Annotated in this window: 18 protein-coding genes; 2 read left to right on the forward strand and 16 right to left on the reverse strand. The window is 57.6% G+C overall.

All coding sequences use genetic code 11. The features are described 5' to 3' along the window. Nucleotides 1-7: 7 nt before the first annotated feature. From ACYVIS_RS13240 to rpsB, 16 genes are all read right to left on the reverse strand, one after another. Entirely contained in the window at nt 8-805 is a 798-nt protein-coding gene (locus ACYVIS_RS13240; protein ID WP_460874174.1) for a TrmH family RNA methyltransferase, read from the reverse strand. Beyond that, the gene (gene rnhB / locus ACYVIS_RS13245) at nt 802-1,407 is read right to left on the reverse strand and encodes a ribonuclease HII (RefSeq protein ID WP_460874175.1); all 606 of its coding nucleotides are present in this window, start codon (nt 1,405-1,407) and stop codon (nt 802-804) included. Before rnhB ends, ACYVIS_RS13240 begins: the two co-directional genes overlap by 4 nt. Then, entirely contained in the window at nt 1,394-2,638 is a 1,245-nt protein-coding gene (gene lpxB / locus ACYVIS_RS13250) for a lipid-A-disaccharide synthase (RefSeq protein ID WP_232743232.1), read from the reverse strand. The genes rnhB and lpxB overlap by 14 nt, the downstream gene beginning before the upstream one ends. Then, a complete protein-coding gene (lpxA, locus tag ACYVIS_RS13255) occupies nt 2,635-3,429 on the reverse strand; it encodes an acyl-ACP--UDP-N-acetylglucosamine O-acyltransferase (RefSeq protein WP_232743233.1) in 795 nt (264 codons plus the stop codon). The genes lpxB and lpxA overlap by 4 nt, the downstream gene beginning before the upstream one ends. Continuing rightward, a complete protein-coding gene (fabZ, locus tag ACYVIS_RS13260; protein ID WP_232743234.1) occupies nt 3,429-3,881 on the reverse strand; it encodes a 3-hydroxyacyl-ACP dehydratase FabZ in 453 nt (150 codons plus the stop codon). The genes lpxA and fabZ overlap by 1 nt, the downstream gene beginning before the upstream one ends. A gap of 64 nt (nt 3,882-3,945) precedes the next feature. After that, nucleotides 3,946-5,040: a UDP-3-O-(3-hydroxymyristoyl)glucosamine N-acyltransferase gene (lpxD, locus tag ACYVIS_RS13265; protein ID WP_232743235.1), complete on the reverse strand. Its 1,095-nt coding sequence runs from the start codon at nt 5,038-5,040 to the stop codon at nt 3,946-3,948. A gap of 6 nt (nt 5,041-5,046) precedes the next feature. Continuing rightward, nucleotides 5,047-5,601 carry an OmpH/Skp family outer membrane protein gene (locus ACYVIS_RS13270; RefSeq protein WP_232743236.1) on the reverse strand — a complete coding sequence of 185 codons (555 nt, stop codon included), beginning with the start codon at nt 5,599-5,601 and terminating at the stop codon, nt 5,047-5,049. Nucleotides 5,602-5,665: 64 nt separating this feature from the next. Beyond that, complete coding sequence (gene bamA, locus ACYVIS_RS13275) at nt 5,666-8,002, reverse strand: outer membrane protein assembly factor BamA (protein WP_232743237.1); 2,337 nt, start codon at nt 8,000-8,002, stop codon at nt 5,666-5,668. Between the two features lie 53 nt (nt 8,003-8,055). Then, the gene (gene rseP / locus ACYVIS_RS13280; RefSeq protein WP_232743238.1) at nt 8,056-9,390 is read right to left on the reverse strand and encodes an RIP metalloprotease RseP; all 1,335 of its coding nucleotides are present in this window, start codon (nt 9,388-9,390) and stop codon (nt 8,056-8,058) included. 18 nt (nt 9,391-9,408) lie between these two features. Continuing rightward, nucleotides 9,409-10,608, reverse strand: coding sequence for a 1-deoxy-D-xylulose-5-phosphate reductoisomerase (locus ACYVIS_RS13285; RefSeq protein ID WP_232743239.1), 1,200 nt, complete (start codon nt 10,606-10,608; stop codon nt 9,409-9,411). Then, complete coding sequence (locus ACYVIS_RS13290; RefSeq protein WP_232743240.1) at nt 10,605-11,468, reverse strand: phosphatidate cytidylyltransferase; 864 nt, start codon at nt 11,466-11,468, stop codon at nt 10,605-10,607. The genes ACYVIS_RS13285 and ACYVIS_RS13290 overlap by 4 nt, the downstream gene beginning before the upstream one ends. A 9-nt stretch (nt 11,469-11,477) precedes the next feature. Beyond that, complete coding sequence (gene uppS / locus ACYVIS_RS13295) at nt 11,478-12,239, reverse strand: polyprenyl diphosphate synthase (RefSeq protein WP_232743241.1); 762 nt, start codon at nt 12,237-12,239, stop codon at nt 11,478-11,480. 26 nt (nt 12,240-12,265) lie between these two features. Continuing rightward, nucleotides 12,266-12,826, reverse strand: coding sequence for a ribosome recycling factor (gene frr / locus ACYVIS_RS13300; RefSeq protein WP_232743242.1), 561 nt, complete (start codon nt 12,824-12,826; stop codon nt 12,266-12,268). Between the two features lie 13 nt (nt 12,827-12,839). Beyond that, nucleotides 12,840-13,556 (reverse strand): UMP kinase, encoded by a 717-nt coding sequence (pyrH, locus tag ACYVIS_RS13305; protein WP_232743243.1) that lies wholly within the window; start codon nt 13,554-13,556, stop codon nt 12,840-12,842. Nucleotides 13,557-13,653: 97 nt separating this feature from the next. Then, nucleotides 13,654-14,532, reverse strand: coding sequence for a translation elongation factor Ts (gene tsf, locus ACYVIS_RS13310; protein WP_232743244.1), 879 nt, complete (start codon nt 14,530-14,532; stop codon nt 13,654-13,656). Nucleotides 14,533-14,654: 122 nt separating this feature from the next. Beyond that, nucleotides 14,655-15,404, reverse strand: a complete 750-nt coding sequence (gene rpsB, locus ACYVIS_RS13315) for a 30S ribosomal protein S2 (protein ID WP_232743245.1) — start codon at nt 15,402-15,404, stop codon at nt 14,655-14,657. A gap of 320 nt (nt 15,405-15,724) precedes the next feature. Between rpsB and map the strand changes: the two genes are divergently transcribed. Together map and ACYVIS_RS13325 are read left to right on the forward strand one after the other, a co-directional pair. Further along, entirely contained in the window at nt 15,725-16,531 is an 807-nt protein-coding gene (gene map / locus ACYVIS_RS13320) for a type I methionyl aminopeptidase (RefSeq protein ID WP_232743246.1), read from the forward strand. A gap of 14 nt (nt 16,532-16,545) precedes the next feature. Further along, entirely contained in the window at nt 16,546-19,122 is a 2,577-nt protein-coding gene (locus ACYVIS_RS13325) for a [protein-PII] uridylyltransferase (RefSeq protein WP_232743247.1), read from the forward strand. The last annotated feature ends 26 nt before the right edge of the window (nt 19,123-19,148 follow it).

Genomic DNA, 19,148 nt, shown 5'->3' on the forward strand with positions numbered 1-19,148 from the left:
AGACCAATCAGGCTGGGGTGGTCGGCCGCCTGCCCGCGGCCAAATGCTGCCGGCGATGCTCGAACAAACAAATGGCCGCGGCCACGGCCACATTAAGCGACTCCACTCCCGCGGCTTGTGGAATGAATACGCGCCTGTCAGCCAGCGTCAGCAAAGCCGCATGCACACCCTGCCCTTCGTTGCCGACCAGCCATGCACAGCGTGCCGGCAAGGGTTGGGAATACACAGACTCGCCTTGCGCCAGTGCCGTGGCAATCAGGGGGATAGCCAGTTTTTTATATTCAACCTGCAAATCGGCGTGCTCGTATATCGACAGGGAAAAATGCGCGCCTTGCGCGCTGCGCAAAACTTTGGGCGACCAAGCGGACGCGGTACCCTCCGACAAATAAACATGCTGGATTCCGGCCGCCGCCGCGGTGCGCAACAAAGTACCCACATTGCCCGGATCCTGGATTCGATCCAGCCAGAGGCAGTTTTCGTCGATACTTGCCGGCGGCACAGGCTGGGGTGCCGCCACCAGAAAATAAACGCCCTGGCCATGCTCGACCTGGGACAGGCTGTGCATCAACCGTGCTTCGCATGTCAGCGCGACTCTGGAACTCATGGCCTGCGCCAGTTGGCTCAATTCCTTGCCATGCTGCAGGCGCTCAATATCGAACAGCGCCAGATCGGGTTCACCGTAATGGCTAAGCCAGGTCTGGCAGATATGTATCCCTTCGAGCACGATATGGCTATCGCGCTTGCCCGCCACCAGGCGGGCCAGACGCTTGTATTGCGGGTTACCGCGCGAACTGATGTGTTTCATGGGAAAAATCGCTTGACTGGCGCGAAACTGCGGCGATGCGCCGGACAGGGCCCGTGCTCCTGCAAACGCAGCAGATGCAAAGCGGTGCCGTAGCCTTTATGCTGGTCGAAAGCATAATCCGGGTAAGATTCGTGCAAAACCAGGCAATCGGCATCGCGGGCCGTCTTGGCCAAAATCGATGCGGCCGAAATCGATGCCACCTTGGCATCCCCCTTCACGATGGCCTCTGCCAGACAGCCCAGCCCCACAGGCAGGCGATTGCCGTCTATCAGTGCCTTGTCGGGGGCTACCGCCAAGCCCTCGCAGGCACGGCGCATCGCCAACATGGTGGCCTGCAAGATATTCAGGCTATCGATTTCTTCCACACTGGCGCTGGCAATACACCAGGCCAGGGCCTGGCTCCGTATGGTCAGCGCCAATTGCTCACGGCGCGCCGCGGACAGTGTTTTGGAGTCGGCCAGGCCATGGATGGGCCGTTCGGGGTCAAGAATGACTGCCGCCGCGAAAACCGGGCCCGCCAAAGGCCCCCGCCCGGCTTCATCGATGCCGGCAACACGCATGCCGCCATGCGCAATAATGTCGAATAAATCAGCCTGCTCCATGTCGAGCCTGTTCCAGGATCGCTTGGGCGGCCAGGGCGGGAGTATCGCGCCAAAGCGATTGATGCATTACGGTGAAGCGCGCGGCGATGCGCTGCGCGTAATCGCGGTCTGTCAGCGCTTTCCAGGCCGCTTCGGCCAGGGCTTCGGGAGTGGCCTCGTCCTGCAAAAGCTCGGGCACGGCAAAATCGTTCAGCAGGACATTGGGCAAGCCTACCCAGGGCACATAAGGCCTGGACTGCCCCGATTTCCATTCCATGAGGCGTCGCATCGTCGGCGACAGGACATAGGAAATCACCATGGGGCGTTTGAACAGCGCCGCTTCGAGCGTCGCCGTTCCGCTGGCGACCAGAACGGCATCGGCCGCCTCCATGGCATTCCAGGCGGCAGGCCGCGCCGCATAAGCGCTTGCGGCGGCCACATCGCTATCGGGCAAAACAACTGTTCGGCTTGCCCCCCCGGGCGCAGGCTCCTGTTCGAGCAGACGCAGATTCGCCACCGGATATTGCCGGAGAAAGAGCTCGAATTCGTGGCGGCGCTGCCGATTGACCATAGGCACAAGTATCTGCAATTTGGGATCCTGCTGCAGCAGGCGCTGCGCCGCCTGCAGAAACCGCGGCGCCAGCAATCTGATTTCCGACGCCCGGCTGCCCGGCATCAAGGCCAGGACGCGGGCGCCCTGGTCTATCCCCAAATGCTTTCTGACGGCGCCGCGATCGGGTTGCATGGGAATGATTTCGGCCAAAGGGTGCCCTACATACGTTACAGGCACTCCTTCTTTCTGGTAGATGGCCTCTTCGAATGGGAACAGGACCAGCATGTGCGATACGGCGGCCCGAATTTTATCGATTCGCTCGTAGCGCCAAGCCCATATCGAAGGTCCGACAAAATGAACGGTGGGGATGCCCGCCTGTTTAAGCTGCTGTTCCAGACGCAGATTGAAATCGGGGGCGTCAACGCCCACAAACACATCGGGAGGATGCTTGAGCCAGCGTCTTTTTACATTGAAATAGGTATTGAGCAAGCTGGGTAAGCGTTTGAAGGCATCGGCATAGCCAAAGACGGTCAGGGCATTCATGGAATGCCACATATCGAGCCGCTGTTCGAGCATCGCCGGGCCGCCTATGCCCTCGCAGCGGCTATCGGCCACGTGCCGGCCTATGCCTTGTATAACGCGCGCGGCCAGCAAGTCGCCCGATGGCTCACCTGCCACCATGCCCACGCGCAAACTCATATGCGCACAATGCCTCGGGTCGACGCCTCGAGAAAGTCGATCAGGGTTTGCAGCGCATCGCCGGCAATCGGCTGCTCGGCCTGCAGTTCGCGCATGCGTTCGACGGCCTGATCGATATTGAGCTGACGCCGATACAACAGCTTGTAGGCCTCTTTGAGCGCCGCAATCGATTCCTGGGCGTAGCCGCGGCGGCTCAGCCCTTCGGAATTAATGCCTACCGGCCGAAATGGGTCGCCGGCGCCTATTATGTAAGGTGGAATGTCCTGGCGAATCGAGCTTGTGCCTCCTATCATGGTGTGGGCGCCAATCCTGACGAACTGATGGGCCGCCGACAAGCCGCCGACTATCGCCCAATCATCGATATGGATGTGGCCCGCCAGCTGCACGCTGTTGGCGATGACTGTATGGTTTGCAATCTGGCAATCGTGGGCAATATGCACATAGGCCATGATCCAGTTGTCGTTGCCGACCCGGGTAACGCCCACGTCCTGGGCCGTGCCGGTACTGATCGTGACATACTCGCGGATAGTGTTGCCTTCGCCGATTTCAAGCCGGGTGGGCTCGCCAGCGTATTTTTTGTCCTGCGGGATTCCGCCTATGGAACAAAAACGATAAAAATTGTTGTTGGCGCCTATGGTGGTATGGCCGTCGATCACGCAATGCGGCCCCACCACGGAACCGGCGCCTATACTGACGTTCTCGCCAATGATGCTATATGGCCCGACCGTCACATCGGCAGCAAGGTTTGCTCCCGGAGCCACGATAGCCGTCGTGTGAATTAAACTTGCCATTACTCTTCCAGAGCACGAATCGCACACATGAGTTTAGCTTCGGCCGCAACCTGGCCATCGACCGTGGCCTTGCCCGAGTACTTGCAAATGGTACGGCTGATACGCTCGGCTACGACTTCGAGGCGTAGCTGGTCGCCGGGCAGAACCGGCCGACGAAACCGGGCACCGTCGACACCCACCAGATAATAGGCGATTTTCTTGTCGGCGGGATTCACCCCGCTGTCGTCTTCGAATGAAAACAAGGCGGCAGCCTGCGCCATGGCTTCGATGATCAGGACCCCTGGCATGACGGGGTGATGTGGGAAATGCCCGGTAAAGAAAGGCTCATTCATCGAGACATTTTTAATGGCTACTATGCTCTTGCCCGGAATCATCTCCAGCACCCGATCGATCAGCAGCATCGGATAGCGATGCGGCAATCGGTCCATAATTCCCTTGATATCGAGTTCCATTTTTTTTATCCTACAAGCAAGAAACGTTTGATGCGTTTACATCTTATTAAATTAATAGAGCAGGCTACAGGCTTGGATCTTCCATGGCCCTGACCCGCCGCCGCAACTGAGCCAGTTGCGACACCACGGCAGCGTTACGTTGCCATTGAGTATGGCTTGCAAACGGATATACCCCGGTATACCGGCCGGGCTCGCTGATGTTCGACGTAATGGCGGTTCCTCCCGAAATATGCACATCGTCGGCCAGAATGAGATGCCCGGAGATCATTGAGGCGCCTCCGACTGTGCAACGCCGGCCGATGTGCGTCGAGCCGGCCACGCCCACGCATGCCGCCATTGCGGTGTGGTCGCCTATGTGAACATTATGGGCGATCATGATCTGGTTATCCAGCTTGACGCCATTGCCGACAAGCGTGTCTTCAAGGGCGCCTCGGTCGATAGTCGTGTTTGCCCCGATTTCAACATCGTTGCCGATCTGGATGCCACCGATCTGGGCAATTTTTGCCCAGGCACCCGGCTCTTTGTAAGGATCTGGCGCAAAACCAAAGCCATCGGCTCCCAACACAACGCCCGCATGCAATATGGCACGATCCCCCACCTTGATGCCGTGGTACAGCGTCACCCGTGCATGCAACAGGCAATCCTGCCCTATCGCCGAGTTGGCGCCAATGATACAGCCGGGCCCCAGGCGCGAGCCGCGGCCTACTTTGGCACCCGACTCGATCACGCAGTAAGGCCCAATGCTGACATGCTCCCCAATTTCGGCCGAATCGGCAATCGTGGCACCAGGATGTATGCCGGTAGGCAGGCTGTCGAGTCGATGCTGATCGAACCACTGGGCCAGCAAGGCGTACATGAGATATGGCTGGCTGCACACGACGACACGGTAGGCGCGCTCGACCGCGGGCAAAGACTGGTATACATCGGCAGTCATGATGACCGCCGCCGCGCGGCACTCATTAAGCTGCGCCTGCAACTTCGGGTTCGAGAGAAAGCTGATTTCAGCCGGGCCTGCCGAAAGCAATGAACCCAGGCCCTGGATGGAGGGCTTGGGTTCATTTGCGGCCTCGATGATTTCGCAATCGAGGCCTACGGTATTTGCAGCCCCCAACAATTCACGCAAAGTTGGCGCCTGATCGGATGCTAGCAATACCGGCATGTGCGTTTAGCCGCCCAGGGCTTTCATCACCTGATCGGTGATGTCCACTTTGGGGCTGACCGTAACTGCGTCTTGAACGATCAGGTCGTACCCTTGGGTTTCGGCAATTTTCTTGATGGCGGCATCGGCTTTTTCAACAATGCTGGAGAACTCTTCATTGCGCCGGCGATTGAAGTCTTCCTGAAACTCGCGACGCTTGCGCTGCAGATCGGAATCCATGTCGGCCAGTTTCCGCTGGCGCTTCACGCGCTCGGATTCGGACAGTACAGGGGCATCTTTATCGAGTTTTTGTGCCTGGGCACGCAAATTGTTGGCCAGGCGCTGCAGCTCCGCGTCGCGGCTTTTGAATTCGGCTTCAATTTTAGCTTGCGCCGCTTTGGCAGGCTTGGAGTCACGAAGAATTTTTTCAGTGCTGACAAAACCGATTTTGGTTGCCTGGGCATATACCGGGGTAGCAATGGCACAAGCCGCACCCAAGGCCACCGCTAAAACAAAAGCGCGATTGCCGCGACGGACACCCTGGGTTAAAGCTGAAAGTTTTAAAGCGATTTGAGACTTCATGAAAAATCTACCTTGCAAAGGAGCAGAGAGATAAAAAAGCTATTGTGCCACTAAATGCGCGACATCAAAAACCGGTTCCGATCTGAAATTGGAATGCCTGCTTGTTGTCGCCCTGTTTGGCATTGATTGCACGACCATACGACAACTGCAGAGGGCCCAGAGGCGATTGCCAGGACAAGCCTATGCCAGCGCCGTAACGCCATCCGCACGGATCTTCGACCGAATTGCTGATACCGGCGGTGCACGTCAGGCCATTGCCATTGGACACCTTGCCCGCATCGGCGAAAAGGAACCAGCGCAGGGTGCGGTCGCGCGTTGCGCCCGGAAACGGCATATACAGCTGAACGTTGCCGACAATACGCTTCGACCCCCCCAGATAATCGTTGGTTGCCGTGTCGCGCGGCCCGAGCGACGCCCCCTCGTAGCCGCGGACCGTGCCAATGCCGCCGGCGTATACGTCTTTGATGACCGGGAAGGGTTTGCCGCCATAGCTCTTGCCCCAGTCGAACAGGCCGTTGAATGCCAGCGTGAAGCTGCGGCTTAGCGGTAAATAATATTGCTGCTGGGCACTCAGCATGTAATAGCGCAAATCCATTGTGGATATATCACCCGACAGGCGCGTATAACTGCCCTTGGTGGGAGCGATGGCGCTGTCGCGCGTATCCTTGGACCATCCCAGATTGAAAATGAAAGAATTGGTCGTTTTGCCGTACTGATTGACAAAATCGACATAGGCTTGCGGCGGTGTATCGAGCAGATTGATACTGTTGTGCTCGAAGCTGACCCCGGTGAAGACACGGTCGAACTCGGAAATGGGTACCCCGAAGTTCAAGCCCGCGCCAATAGCGGTAACCGCGTAAGTTCCTATGGTGTAGCTGGTCTCGTAAGGCGTGGTTCGGCGATAATACAAAGACGTGGTCTTGCTGATGCCGTCCTTCGTCCAGTACGGATTGGTATGCGACAACACGGCGGCCCGATTGGTTGCGCTGGTGTTGACCTGCAGCGACAAGGTGTTGCCGCTGCCGAATACGTTATCCTGGCTGATGCCGGCCGATAGAATCAATTTATCGGTAGTGCCGTAACCTACACCCAGGTTGATGAGGCCGGTGGGCTTTTCCTTGACATCCACGTTAAGGTCGACCTGGTCGGGAGAACCTGCGACCGGCGCGCTTTTAACATTGATATCGTTGAAATAGCCCAGCCGATCGATACGATCGCGCGAAGCCTTGATGCTGGTCGAGTCGTACCAGGCAGCTTCTTGCTGGCGCATTTCCCGACGTATGACTTCGTCGCGGGTACGGGTATTGCCGCCAATCTGAATGCGGCGTACGTACACTCGGCGCCCCGGATCCACGTAAAAGGTAAGGTCGGCCTCGTGCTTTTCGCGATCCAGCACCGGATTCGGATTCACATTGGCAAACGCGTAACCCAGGCTGCCCAGATAATCGATGATGGCTTTGGCTGTGGCGTTCGTTTTAGCTGCAGAAAAGGTTTCACCGCTCTTGGGTTGCACCAGCTTCTGGATTTTGTCATCCAGGCCCAGCAGGTTGCCGGCCAGCTTTACGCTGCGCAATTTGTATGGCTGGCCTTCATGAATGGTAAGCGTCACAAAGATATTGTGGCGATCGGGCGAAATCGAAACCTGGGGCGGTTCCGCGGAATACTCGAGATAGCCCCGATCGAGGTAGTACGAGCGCAGGCGTTCGACATCGCCTTCAAGCTTTTCTCGCGAGTATTTGTCGGTTCCGGTATACCAGGTCATCATGCCTGGAGTAGTCATTTCCAGCTGATCGAGCAAAGTGCCTTGCGAAAAAGCCTTATTGCCGACAATCGTAATCTGGCGAATCTTGGCCAGATCACCTTCGAAGATATCGAAACTGACCCCTACCCGATTGCGTGGCAGGGGTGTAATGATGGGATTGACTTCGACGCCATATTTGCCTTTGGACAAATATTGCTGTTTGAGTTCGAACTCGGCGCGCTCGAGCTGCGACTGGTCAAATACACGACCTTCGCCGAAGCCGACCTGACTCAGGGATTTGGTAATGGACTTGGCGTCGAATTCATGCATGCCGTTGAACGATACTGAAGCAATAGTCGGCCGTTCCTTGACTGTCACAACCAGCACATTGCCCTGGGCATCGATTTTTACGTCGTCAAAAAAACCTGAGGCATACAGGCGCTGAATGGCTTCACTGGCTTCGGCCTCGGTAAATTGTTCGCCGACTTTGACCGGCAAATAGCTGAATACCGTACCGGCATCGACACGCTGTATGCCATCGACTCGAATATCGCGCACCACAAACGGAGAAAATGCGTTGGCGAGGCCTGGGACAAGCAAAGCCGCCAATAAAACAGGCAAGGCGCGCTTGTTAAAAGAGAAATTCCGGCGAAGCGACATCCTGGAGGATCCTTGGTCGATCAAATGGTGGAGGATTGTAAGGCAGAACGCCCCTAACTGAAAAGGCGGGAAAAATCATTAAAGAACGCCAGGCCCATCAGGGCCGCCAAGAAACCCAACCCTACACGCTGCCCAGTTTCCAGCCATTTCTCCGGAACAGGCTTGCCCCGCACGATTTCGAGCAGGTAATACATCAGGTGTCCACCATCGAGCATGGGGATTGGTAACAAATTCAGCACTCCGATACTAACACTGATCAAAGCCAGAAAACCGACATAGGCCGCCAGCCCGATGCGGGCAGTCTGGCCGGCATAATCGGCAATTGTGACCGGCCCGCTCACATTGCGCAATGAAACCTGGCCCATCACCATGCGCCCCATCATTTTCAGGGAAAACCAAGCGGTTTCCGCTGTACGGGCCACTCCACGCTGCACACTGTCGAGCAGCCCGTAGCGTACCGTGACCATGGGAAAATCAGCCCCTAATAATACGCCAATACGGCCAACTTTTTTTCCGCCGGAAGCGGTTTCCGATCGAGGCGTGATGGCCAGTGTGAGGCGTGCCCCCGCACGATCCACAGTCATGTTCAGGGTATCGTTGGCGTGATCCTGGATTTCCCGCACCACGGCATCGGCGGAAGGGTTTTGTGTGGCCCCCACCGCCAGCACGATATCGCCTGCCTGCAATCCCGCCGCTGCCCCCGCGCTACCTTCGATAACCTGTGTAACAATCGGTTTGGGCGCAGCCAGGCCAAGCCCTGCCTCGGCCATCAAGTCCGGGTTTTCGGCATTGATTTTACCGGCGTTCAATCGCAGGATCCGTTCATGCCGCATGCCGTCCCGGGCATCTACCGACAACTTCGCCTGGCCGCCCGAAGTAAGCACATCGAGCAGTCGCCAGCGCACTTCGTTCCAGGACTGTACCGCGACATCGTTGACACGCGCAATACGATCGCCGCCTTCAAGGCCAGCCTGCGCGGCGGCCGTATTGGGGGCGGGCGGGGCCAGGATCGCCGCAGGCTCACGAACGCCGGCCAGGCTCAGCAAGGCATACAACACCGCGGCGAGCAGCAAATTGGCTACCGGCCCGGCCAGGACAATGGCAAAACGTTGGGCCACGTTCTTGCGATTGAACGCCTGGCTGGCTTCATCGGTGCTTGCGCCGGGCACAGGATCGTCCAGCATCTTGACATAACCGCCCAGGGGAATCGCCGACAGGGCCCACTCCGTGCCGTTGCGGTCAACGCGCTTGGCAAGCACCTTGCCAAAGCCAACCGAAAAGCGCAGCACCTTCACGCCGCAGCGGCGGGCGACCCAGTAATGGCCCAGCTCGTGAAACGTAATCAAAACCCCCAAGGCGAGGGCGAAAGCAAGCAAAGTAAATAGCATGGTGTTCCTGGGCAGGCCTTATTTTACATGGCATAACTGCGACGCAAACGAGCGGGCTTCGGCATCAAACGCCAGCACTTCTTCAAGCGAATCCAGGCTTGAGCCGACTTGGCCCGCCATACGGTCCAGACACCCTTCAATAATGTGGGATATTTCGGTATAGCGGATTTTTTGTTTCAGAAAACAGTCGACGGCGATCTCATTGGCGGCGTTCAAGGCCACGCACGCCGTCTGGCCCGCCCCAAGCGCCTCGAAAGACAGCCTCAAACAAGGGAATCGTTCCAGATCGGGCTGTTCGAAATCAAGCCGGCCCAAAGCGGTCAAGGCCAACAGCCCCACTCCACTGGTGATGCGTTCCGGAAATCCCAGGCCATAGGCGATAGGCGTGCGCATATCGGGCTGCCCGAGCTGTGCCAGGATGGAGCCATCTTCATACTCCACCATGGAGTGGACCATGCTTTGCGGATGGATAACCACCTGTATGCGATCGACCGGCATGGCAAACAGCCAGTGTGCCTCGATGACCTCAAGCCCTTTGTTCAGCATTGTGGCAGAATCGACGGAAATCTTGCGCCCCATGCTCCAGTTCGGATGAGCGCAGGCCTGATCGGGCGTTACATCGTGAAGTTGCTCGAGCAATGTCGTCCGGAATGGCCCTCCGGAGGCCGTCAGCAGCAAACGCCGGACGCCTTTGGCCGGTTGCACGCCGACATCGGCTCGGCCGCCATGCGGCAGGCACTGGAAGATGGCGTTGTGCTCGCTGTCGATAGGCAACAACTCGGCGCCATGGTCGCGAACGGTTTTCATGAACAGGCTTCCTGCCGCCACCAGCGCCTCTTTATTGGCCAGCAGCAGCCGTTTGCCGGCTCGCGCCGCCGCCAAGGCCGCGGGCAAGCCCGCCGCGCCCACAATGGCGGCCATGACGGTCGTAACCTCCGGATCTGCCGCGCTTGCCGCAAGAGCATCGGCTCCGATCCGGATTTCGGGCAATTTCCGGCCTGATGGCCAGGCCAGCATAAAACGCTGACGGGCCGGCTCGTCGGGCACGATGACAACGGCGGCCTGCGTTGCCCAGGCCTGGGCAGCCAGTTGCTCGATCCGGCTATGCGCGCTCAAGGCATAGACCGACAGCGTGTCGGGATGACGCGCGATTACATCAAGCGTATTGACGCCGATCGATCCGGTCGAACCCAGTACGCACACACGCTGGAACTTCATGAGAACCACGCTCCGGTTAATAATAGTGCAATCGGCGCAACCGGCAACAAAGCGTCGAGCCGGTCATAGACTCCGCCGTGGCCGGGCAGCAACTGGCTGGAATCCTTTACCCCTGTTCGCCGCTTCAGCAGCGACTCGAACAAATCGCCGATAATCGACAGCGCCGCCAGGAACGCCGCCAGGAAGGCCACACCCCACCAGGACCAATGCTGCATCAGCGCGGCCCCGAAACTGCCTTCCCGGTAACTGCTCAGCATTACCCACAGCATACTCGCTATAACTCCACCCAAGGCGCCCTCCCAGGTCTTGCCCGGACTCACTCGGGGCGCCAGTTTATGGCGCCCGAGCGCCTTTCCGGCAAAATAGGCTCCAATATCGGCAAACCAGATCATGGCCAGCAAAGAGACCAGGAACCAGGCTCCGTGGGTGAGAAAGAGTTGAACCAGGGCGCCCCACGCGGCAGCGACGGCAAACACGGCAAATGCACTCAGACAAATGCTGCCTCGCCTGCTTGACGAATCGCCCTGTATAACGATGGCGGTCGCGCCCAGGACCCAGATCGCTCCTACCAGGGGCATTATCCAGCGATTCAGGCCGTGTTGAACGTCGATAGCCCAGCGGGCAGGAGCAAGGGCGAGCCATTGGTCCGCCAGTGCGCACATGGCAAGCGCCATCACAAAGGCTATAACAGGCGGTGCAAGGCTGCGTTGGGCAGGCCACGTAAGGCGCAGCCATTCCCACAGGGCGCAGGCGGCCGCAAGGGTCAGGAGCAGCACCAAAGGCCACGGACTGCGAACCAGCACAGCCCCCAGCAATACCGCCAACAGCACAATTGCGGTGATTACTCTCTGCCTCAGCATGAGGGCCCCCTATTTATTGTTTTCGGCAAGTTGCGCACTGGTGCGCCCGAACCGGCGCTCACGCGTCCGGTACCATTCAAACGCCCTATCGATTTCCTCCGCCCCGAAGTCGGGCCAGTAGTCATCCGAAAAATACAGCTCGGTATAAGCAAGCTGCCAAACCAGAAAATTGGAAATGCGCTGCTCCCCACCGGTACGTATGAACAAGTCCGGCTCGGGCGCCCACGACATGGACAGGTATTCGCCGAACAGGGATTCGTCTATCGCCTGCGGCTGCCCGGCCAGCGCCGGGCGATCACGCAGCAAGGCATGCATGGCCTGGAGAATGTCCCAACGCCCGCCGTAGTTGGCGGCAATAGTCAGGTTCAGCGTCGAATTATGAGCAGTGCGCTCTTCGGCCGCATGGATCAGGCTTTGCAGCTTGGGCTCGAAAGCGGACAAATCGCCAATTACCCGCAAGCGCACGCCCTGCCCTTCAAGCTTGGCAACTTCTTTTTCCAGCGTCTGTATGAACAGGCGCATGAGCAGCGAGACTTCTTCTTTGGGGCGCCGCCAGTTTTCGGAGCTGAAGGCGAACAGCGTCAGGTACTCGACGCCGCGTTTGCCGCAGGCCTCGACCACGCGCCGCACGGCCTGCACACCGCGAGCGTGTCCGGCCGTGCGCGGTAAAAAACGCTTGGTAGCCCAGCGGCCGTTTCCGTCCATGATCACAGCCAGATGCCGAGGTACCTCGGCACTCCTGGGTATGGATAATGTGGAACTGGTCAACATGCTTGCAGGCGATAGGCGACGGGAGATCAAACCGTCATGATCTCGGCTTCTTTCTGTGCCACCAGCTTGTCGATCTCGGCCACATTGCGATCGGTCAGCTTTTGTATGTCGTCCTGGGCACGACGTTCGTCGTCTTCCGATATCTCTTTGTCTTTGACCAGTTTTTTGAGCGTTTCATTGGCATCGCGGCGCAAATTGCGCACGGCGATCTTGGTGTCTTCGCCTTCGGTGCGCACCACCTTGGTCAGGTCGCGGCGACGCTCTTCGGTCAGGGCAGGCATGGGGACGCGAATATTGTCGCCCATGGCCTGAGGATTCAGGCCCAGATCGGAGTCGCGTATCGCCTTTTCAATCAGGGCTGTCATTTTCTTTTCCCAGGCCTGCACGTTGATCGTGCGCGCATCGACCAGGTTGACATTGGCAACTTGGCTGATGGGTACCGGGGAGCCGTAATACTCGACCATAACGTGATCCAGTATGCCTGCGTGTGCCCGGCCCGTACGAATTTTCGACAGGCTGATCTTGAGCGTATCAAGTGATTTCGCCATACGTGATTCAGCCGATTTCCTGACCTCTGCAACACTCATTGCAATTCCTTTATCAAACGTGAACTAAGGTGCCCTCGTCTTCGCCGCAAACAGCGCGCTTGAGCGCACCCAGCTTATTGATCGAGAATACTTTAATTGGTAATTTTTGATCGCGGCACAAGGCAAACGCGGTCGCATCCATCACCTCGAGGCGACGCACAATCGCTTCATCGAAGCTGATCCGGGCGTAGCGGGTCGCACTGGGATCCTTGTTGGGGTCGGCACTGTATATGCCATCGACCTTGGTTGCTTTCAAGACAATTTCGGCACCGATTTCGGCACCGCGCAACGCAGCGGCGGTATCGGTGGTAAAAAACGGATTGCCGGTGCCGGCCGCGAACACCACCACCTTGCCTTCTTCGAGGTAGCGCAAGGCCTTGGGGCGTATATAGGGTTCGACCACCTGATCGATATTCAAGGCCGACTGCACCCGGGTATCGATGCCGCGGTGCTTGAGCGCGTCTTGCAATGCCAGGGAATTCATGACAGTGGCCATCATTCCCATGTAGTCGGCAGTGGCACGATCCATGCCTTGAGCGCCTGGGGCCACGCCACGAAAGATATTTCCGCCGCCTATGACGATTGCCAGTTCGACACCCAGCGTGGCGACTTCGGCGATTTCTTCGGTCATGCGCAGGATAGTCGAGCGGTTGATCCCGAAAGCATCCTCTCCCATCAGCGCCTCGCCGGAAAGCTTGAGAAGAACACGCTTATACGCTCTGGTGGTCATAGATAGTATCCCGGTTAAACAAACAATCCAACGAAAGTGTAAGTCAGAGTTGGATTATGCGTCAGCAGAACCCAACTCTTTGTTGCTTAATATTGCATTAAGCAGCGCCAGCGGCGGCAGCGGCCACTTCAGCAGCGAAATCGTCGGTCTTTTTCTCGATCCCTTCGCCCACGACATACAGTGCGAATTGATTGATTGAAGCGCCCTTTTCTTTCAGCATCTGAGCGACAGTCTGTTTGTCGTTTTTAACGAATGGCTGCGACAGCAAAGTGACTTCCTTGAGGAATTTCTGCACAGAACCCTCAACCATCTTGGCCACGATTTCGGCAGGCTTGCCCGATTCTGCCGCCTTCTGTTCGGCCACCGAGCGCTCCGTGGCGATATCGGCGGCGGCAACACCGCTGACGTCAAGGGCGCGGGGCTTGGTAGCCGCAATGTGCATGGCCAGGTCTTTGCCGATCTCTTCGGTGCCGGAAAATTCGACGAGCACTCCGATTTTGCCGCTGTGGACATAACTGGCCAGTTGCTTGTCGGTGGCAATGCGGTGGAAACGGCGCACCGAGATATTCTCGCCAATCTTGCCGATCAGGGCGGTACGAGTCGATTCGACCGTGCCTTCCCCCATGGGCAAAGCGCTCAGGGCGGCGACATCGGCGGGGTTTTGCGTAGTAGCCAGCTGGGCCAGTTGCTTGATGAAATTGACGAAATCATCGTTTTTAGCGACGAAATCGGTTTCGCAATTGACTTCGATAACCGTGCCTTGCTTGGCATCGGGAGCGATGTACAGACCTATCAGGCCTTCGGCGGTCACACGGCTTGCCGCTTTGCTGGCCTTGTTGCCCAATTTGACACGGAGCAGCTCTTCTGCACGAGCCAAATCGCCGTCAGCTTCAGTCAGTGCCTTCTTGCACTCCATCATGGGCGCGTCGGTCTTTTCACGCAATTCTTTAACCATCGATGCGGTAATTTGAGCCACTATTTTCTCCAATTCACTAAAACTCGCCCCGGCCGGGCCGGGGCAAAAACACATGTCATGCCGCAGGCCCGTAGCAATCACGGGCCTGCGGGTGCCGGGGCGTTTCGCCCGGGCACATGCATTTACTCGCGTTCTTCGTTGACTTCGACGAACTCTTCGCTGCCTTCAGCGATTTCTTCGACCAGACCGTTCAGATTCTGTTCGCGGCCTTCGAGTACGGCATCAGCCATTCCACGGGCGTACAGAGCGATAGCCTTGGCCGAGTCATCATTGCCTGGAATAATGTAATCGACGCCATCGGGCGAATGGTTGGTATCGACCACTGCAACAACGGGGATACCCAAAGTCCGGGCTTCCGCCACGGCAATTTTGTGATAGCCGACGTCGATGATAAACAAGGCATCGGGCAATGTGTTCATGTCCTTGATGCCGCCGATGGCCTTGTTCAGCTTTTCCAGTTCCCGGTCGAACATGAGCGCTTCTTTCTTGCTCATGCGCTCGGTCGCGCCCTCAGCCAGCGCCGCTTCCATTTCCTTCAGGCGCTTTACCGAACTCTTGACGGTTTTGAAATTGGTCATCATGCCGCCAAGCCAACGGCTGTCGACAAAAGGCATGCCGCAACGGGCTGCTTCCGCGGCAACCAATTCGCGCGCTGCGCGCTTGGTTCCCACAAACAGGACGCTGCCGCCGCGAGCGGCGATCTGGCGCACAAACTTGGTGGCCTCCTGAAACTTGGCAACGGTTTGTTCCAGGTTGACGATATGAATCTTGTTGCGATGGCCGAAAATGTAAGGGGCCATCTTGGGATTCCAATAACGGGTCTGGTGGCCAAAGTGCACACCAGCTTCCAGCATTTCACGCATTAAAGACATAGATTTCTCCAAGGGTTTAGTCTTGTGCCAGGCCAGTATTCGGTAAAATCAACCAAACACCCTATGTGGATGACAAGGCACGCGATTTTCGCAACTTTGGTTCATTGGGTTTGCATTGGAATTTTGCTGCTCGTTTCAGCTGTTCATCTCCATTGTTGGCCTCGGCATGCATCATCGCGCCGTTACAACAAGAAACACAAACAATAAAGCCGCAAACACTTCCAACTGCTCCCAACTACCCCATTGCTGCAGACAGTCTTCCTGTTTTTTCAGGAAAGCCTATAATTCTACTATCTTTAGCCCATCTTCTTCAAGCCACTATGAGTAGTATTGTTACCGACCCCACCGATCTGAACAAAATGCGGGCTGCCTGCCAGGACGCGGCCAAGGTTCTCGACTTCCTGACACCCCATGTGCGCGCCGGCATCAGCACCGGCGAACTTGACCGTCTCTGCCTCGACTATCTCGATGAGCTGAAGGTCGAATCGGCTACCGTGGGCTATGCGCCGCCCGGGTATACGCCTTTTCCCAGCTCGATCTGCACCTCGGTGAACCATGTCATTTGCCACGGCATTCCGGGCGACAAAGTACTCAAGAATGGCGACATCATGAATATCGATGTCACCATTATCAAAGATGGCTGGTTTGGCGACACAAGCCGCATGTATTACATAGGCGAGCCGTCGATACTGGCCAGGCGCCTGACCGAAATAACCTACGACTGCATGTGGCTTGGCATCGCGCAAGTCAAACCCGGCGCCACGCTGGGCGATATCGGGCATGCCATACAAAAATACGCCGAGAGCCATGGCTTTTCGGTGGTGCGGGAATATTGTGGCCACGGGGTCGGCCGAAAATTCCACCAGGATCCTCAAATCCTGCATTATGGAAAGCCCGGAACCGGCGTAAAGCTGGTGCCCGGCATGATTTTCACCATCGAACCCATGATCAACGCCGGCCGCAAGGACATACGTCAACTGGCCGACGGCTGGACCGTCGTTACACGCGACCACAGCCTTTCAGCCCAGTGGGAACACAGCCTGCTTGTTACCGACACCGGCTACGAGGTTCTCACTGTTTCCGAAGGCATGCCTCGCCCGCCTGCCTTTATTGCCACACCCCAGTAACAACCATACGGACCATGAGCGCAAGCCCCCTGATTTCCTTGCGCGACAGCTTGAATCAGCGGCGTCAGGAAGCCATCGGGCAATTTCGCGAACATCTGCGTCCCGAAACACTGCTGACGGCCCTGCGGCGGGTCACTGATCAGGCCTTGCGCGAATTGATCAAACTCTATCCGCTGCCCGCCCACGCCACGCTGGCCGCGGTGGGCGGCTATGGAAGAGGCGAACTTTATCCGCACTCCGACATCGATGTCCTCATTCTCCTGACGGCGCCCCCTTCCGATACCGATACCGCCCAACTGGAAGCGTTGGTTGCGGCCTTGTGGGATCTGGGACTGGACCTGGGGCATAGCGTACGCACCATTGCCGATTGCCAACGCGAAGCGGCCAACGACATTACTGTCGAAACCTCGCTTATGGAAGCTCGCTGGCTGGCCGGCAGCAAGGATTTATTGCATGCGCTCAGGCATGCCATGCACGATCAGCTTGATGTGCAGACTTTTTTCCAGGCCAAGCGGGCCGAAATGCAGCAACGTCACGCGCGGCATCAAGACACCCCCTACGCGCTCGAGCCCAACTGCAAGGAAGCCCCGGGCGGATTGCGGGATCTGCAGGTTATCTTGTGGCTGGCCCAGGCGGCCGGACTGGGGCATACCTGGCGTGAAATAGCGCGGGCACAGCTATTGACTCCGACCGAATACCGTTCCTTGCGCCGCGCCGATCTGGCATTCAAACGCCTGCGCATCGAGCTGCACCTGCTCACAGGGCGGCGTGAAGACCGAGTGCTGTTCGACCTGCAGCCTGCTCTGGCTGCCGTGTACGGTTTTCAGGCCATGAAGAACCGTCGGCCCAGCGAAATCCTGATGCAGCGTTATTACTGGGCCGCCCGATCGGTCAATCAGTTGAACACCATCCTGATGCAGATTTTCGAGGAGCGGCTTTTTCCTCAACCCGACGCACCGGTGCGCGTCATCGATGACGACTTCTGCATGGTCCAGAATCGCCTTGAAATCCGCCGGGAAGACGGATTCGCGCGCAACCCGACCCTGTTGCTCCGGGCCTTTCTGGTGATGCAGGAGCTTCCCGAACTGCTGGGGCTGTCGGCGCGAACTCTCCGTGCCATGTGGCACGCCCGACGCCGCATCGATGCGCAATTTCGCCGCAATCCCGTCAATCGGCGCCTGTTCATACAAATACTGCAGCAGCCTCGAGGTATCGTGCATGCGCTGAGGCGCATGACCATGCTTAATATCCTGCCGCGTTATCTTCCGATATTCCGGAAAATCGTCGGACAAATGCAGCACGATTTATTCCACGCCTATACGGTCGACCAGCATATCCTCATGGTCATACGCAATTTGCGGCGTTTCACCATGCCGGAGCATGCCCAGGAATACCCCCTGGCCAGCCAATTGATGGCTGGAGTCGATCGGCATTGGCTACTGTACATAGCGGCATTGTTTCACGACATCGCCAAAGGGCGCGGAGGCCATCATTCCGAACTGGGCGCCCTGGATGCCCGCCGCTTTTGCCATGAACACGGCCTTGACAATGCCGACACGCAATTGGTGGAATTTTTGGTGCGCGAACACCTGACCATGTCGAATTTTGCGCAGAAACGCGATCTTAGCGACCCCGGTGTAGTGCACGAATTTGCCCGCTGCGTGGAAAATGAGCGCCAGCTCACCACCCTGTATCTGCTTACCGTAGCGGATATACGCGGCACCAGTCCAAAGGTCTGGAATTCATGGAAGGGCAAGCTGCTCGAAGACCTCTACCGCCTGACCCTGCTGGCCCTGGGAGGTTCGCAGCCCGATACCCGCACCATACTGGCGCAGCGCAAAGAGGCCGCCGCCGCTGAAATTCGCCTGATGGGTTTACGCGACGAAAGCCGCGACGCCTTCTGGGAACAACTCGACGTCGCCTATTTTCTGCGTCATGAAGCCTCGGAAATTGCCTGGCATACGCGCCATCTGTACTATCGCGTAAATTCCGTCGAACCTGTCGTCAAGGCCAGAGTCATCGGCCAAAACGAAGGGCTGCAGATCATGGTGTATACCCGCGACGTCAGCGAGTTGTTCGTGACCCTCTGCCACTACTTCGACCATCGCGCCCTGAGCGTCCAGGAAGCACGCATTCATACGACCCGCCACGGTTGGGCGCTTGACAGCTTTATCGTGCTTTTGCCCAGCCATGAAAAGGACTTCCGTTCGCAGGCCGCGCTGATTGAACATGAGCTGGCCGAAAAGCTCAGTCGAAGCAATGCACCCAGGCCAAGCTATAGTATCCAGCGGCGCGCCGGCTCGCGACGCTCCCGGGTATTTCCCATCGTGCCCAATATCGAATTGCAACCCGACGAAAGCGGCATTTCGTGGCGCCTGTCGATTAGCGCGGCCGACAGGCCAGGGCTGCTCTACGGCCTGGCACAGGTCTTCGCCACTCATGCGGTCAGCGTCAAAATGGCCAAGGTCATGACCTTGGGCGATCGTGTAGAAGACATTTTCATCATCGAAGGCGATGTGCTTGGCCATCCTCGCCGTCAACTGCAGTTCGAACGCAGTCTATTGACCAAACTTGACGAGACGGACTCGTGAGCCACTTTTACAGCGCAAAATATTTC

The sequence above is a fragment of the Paralcaligenes ginsengisoli genome, assembly GCF_054781135.1.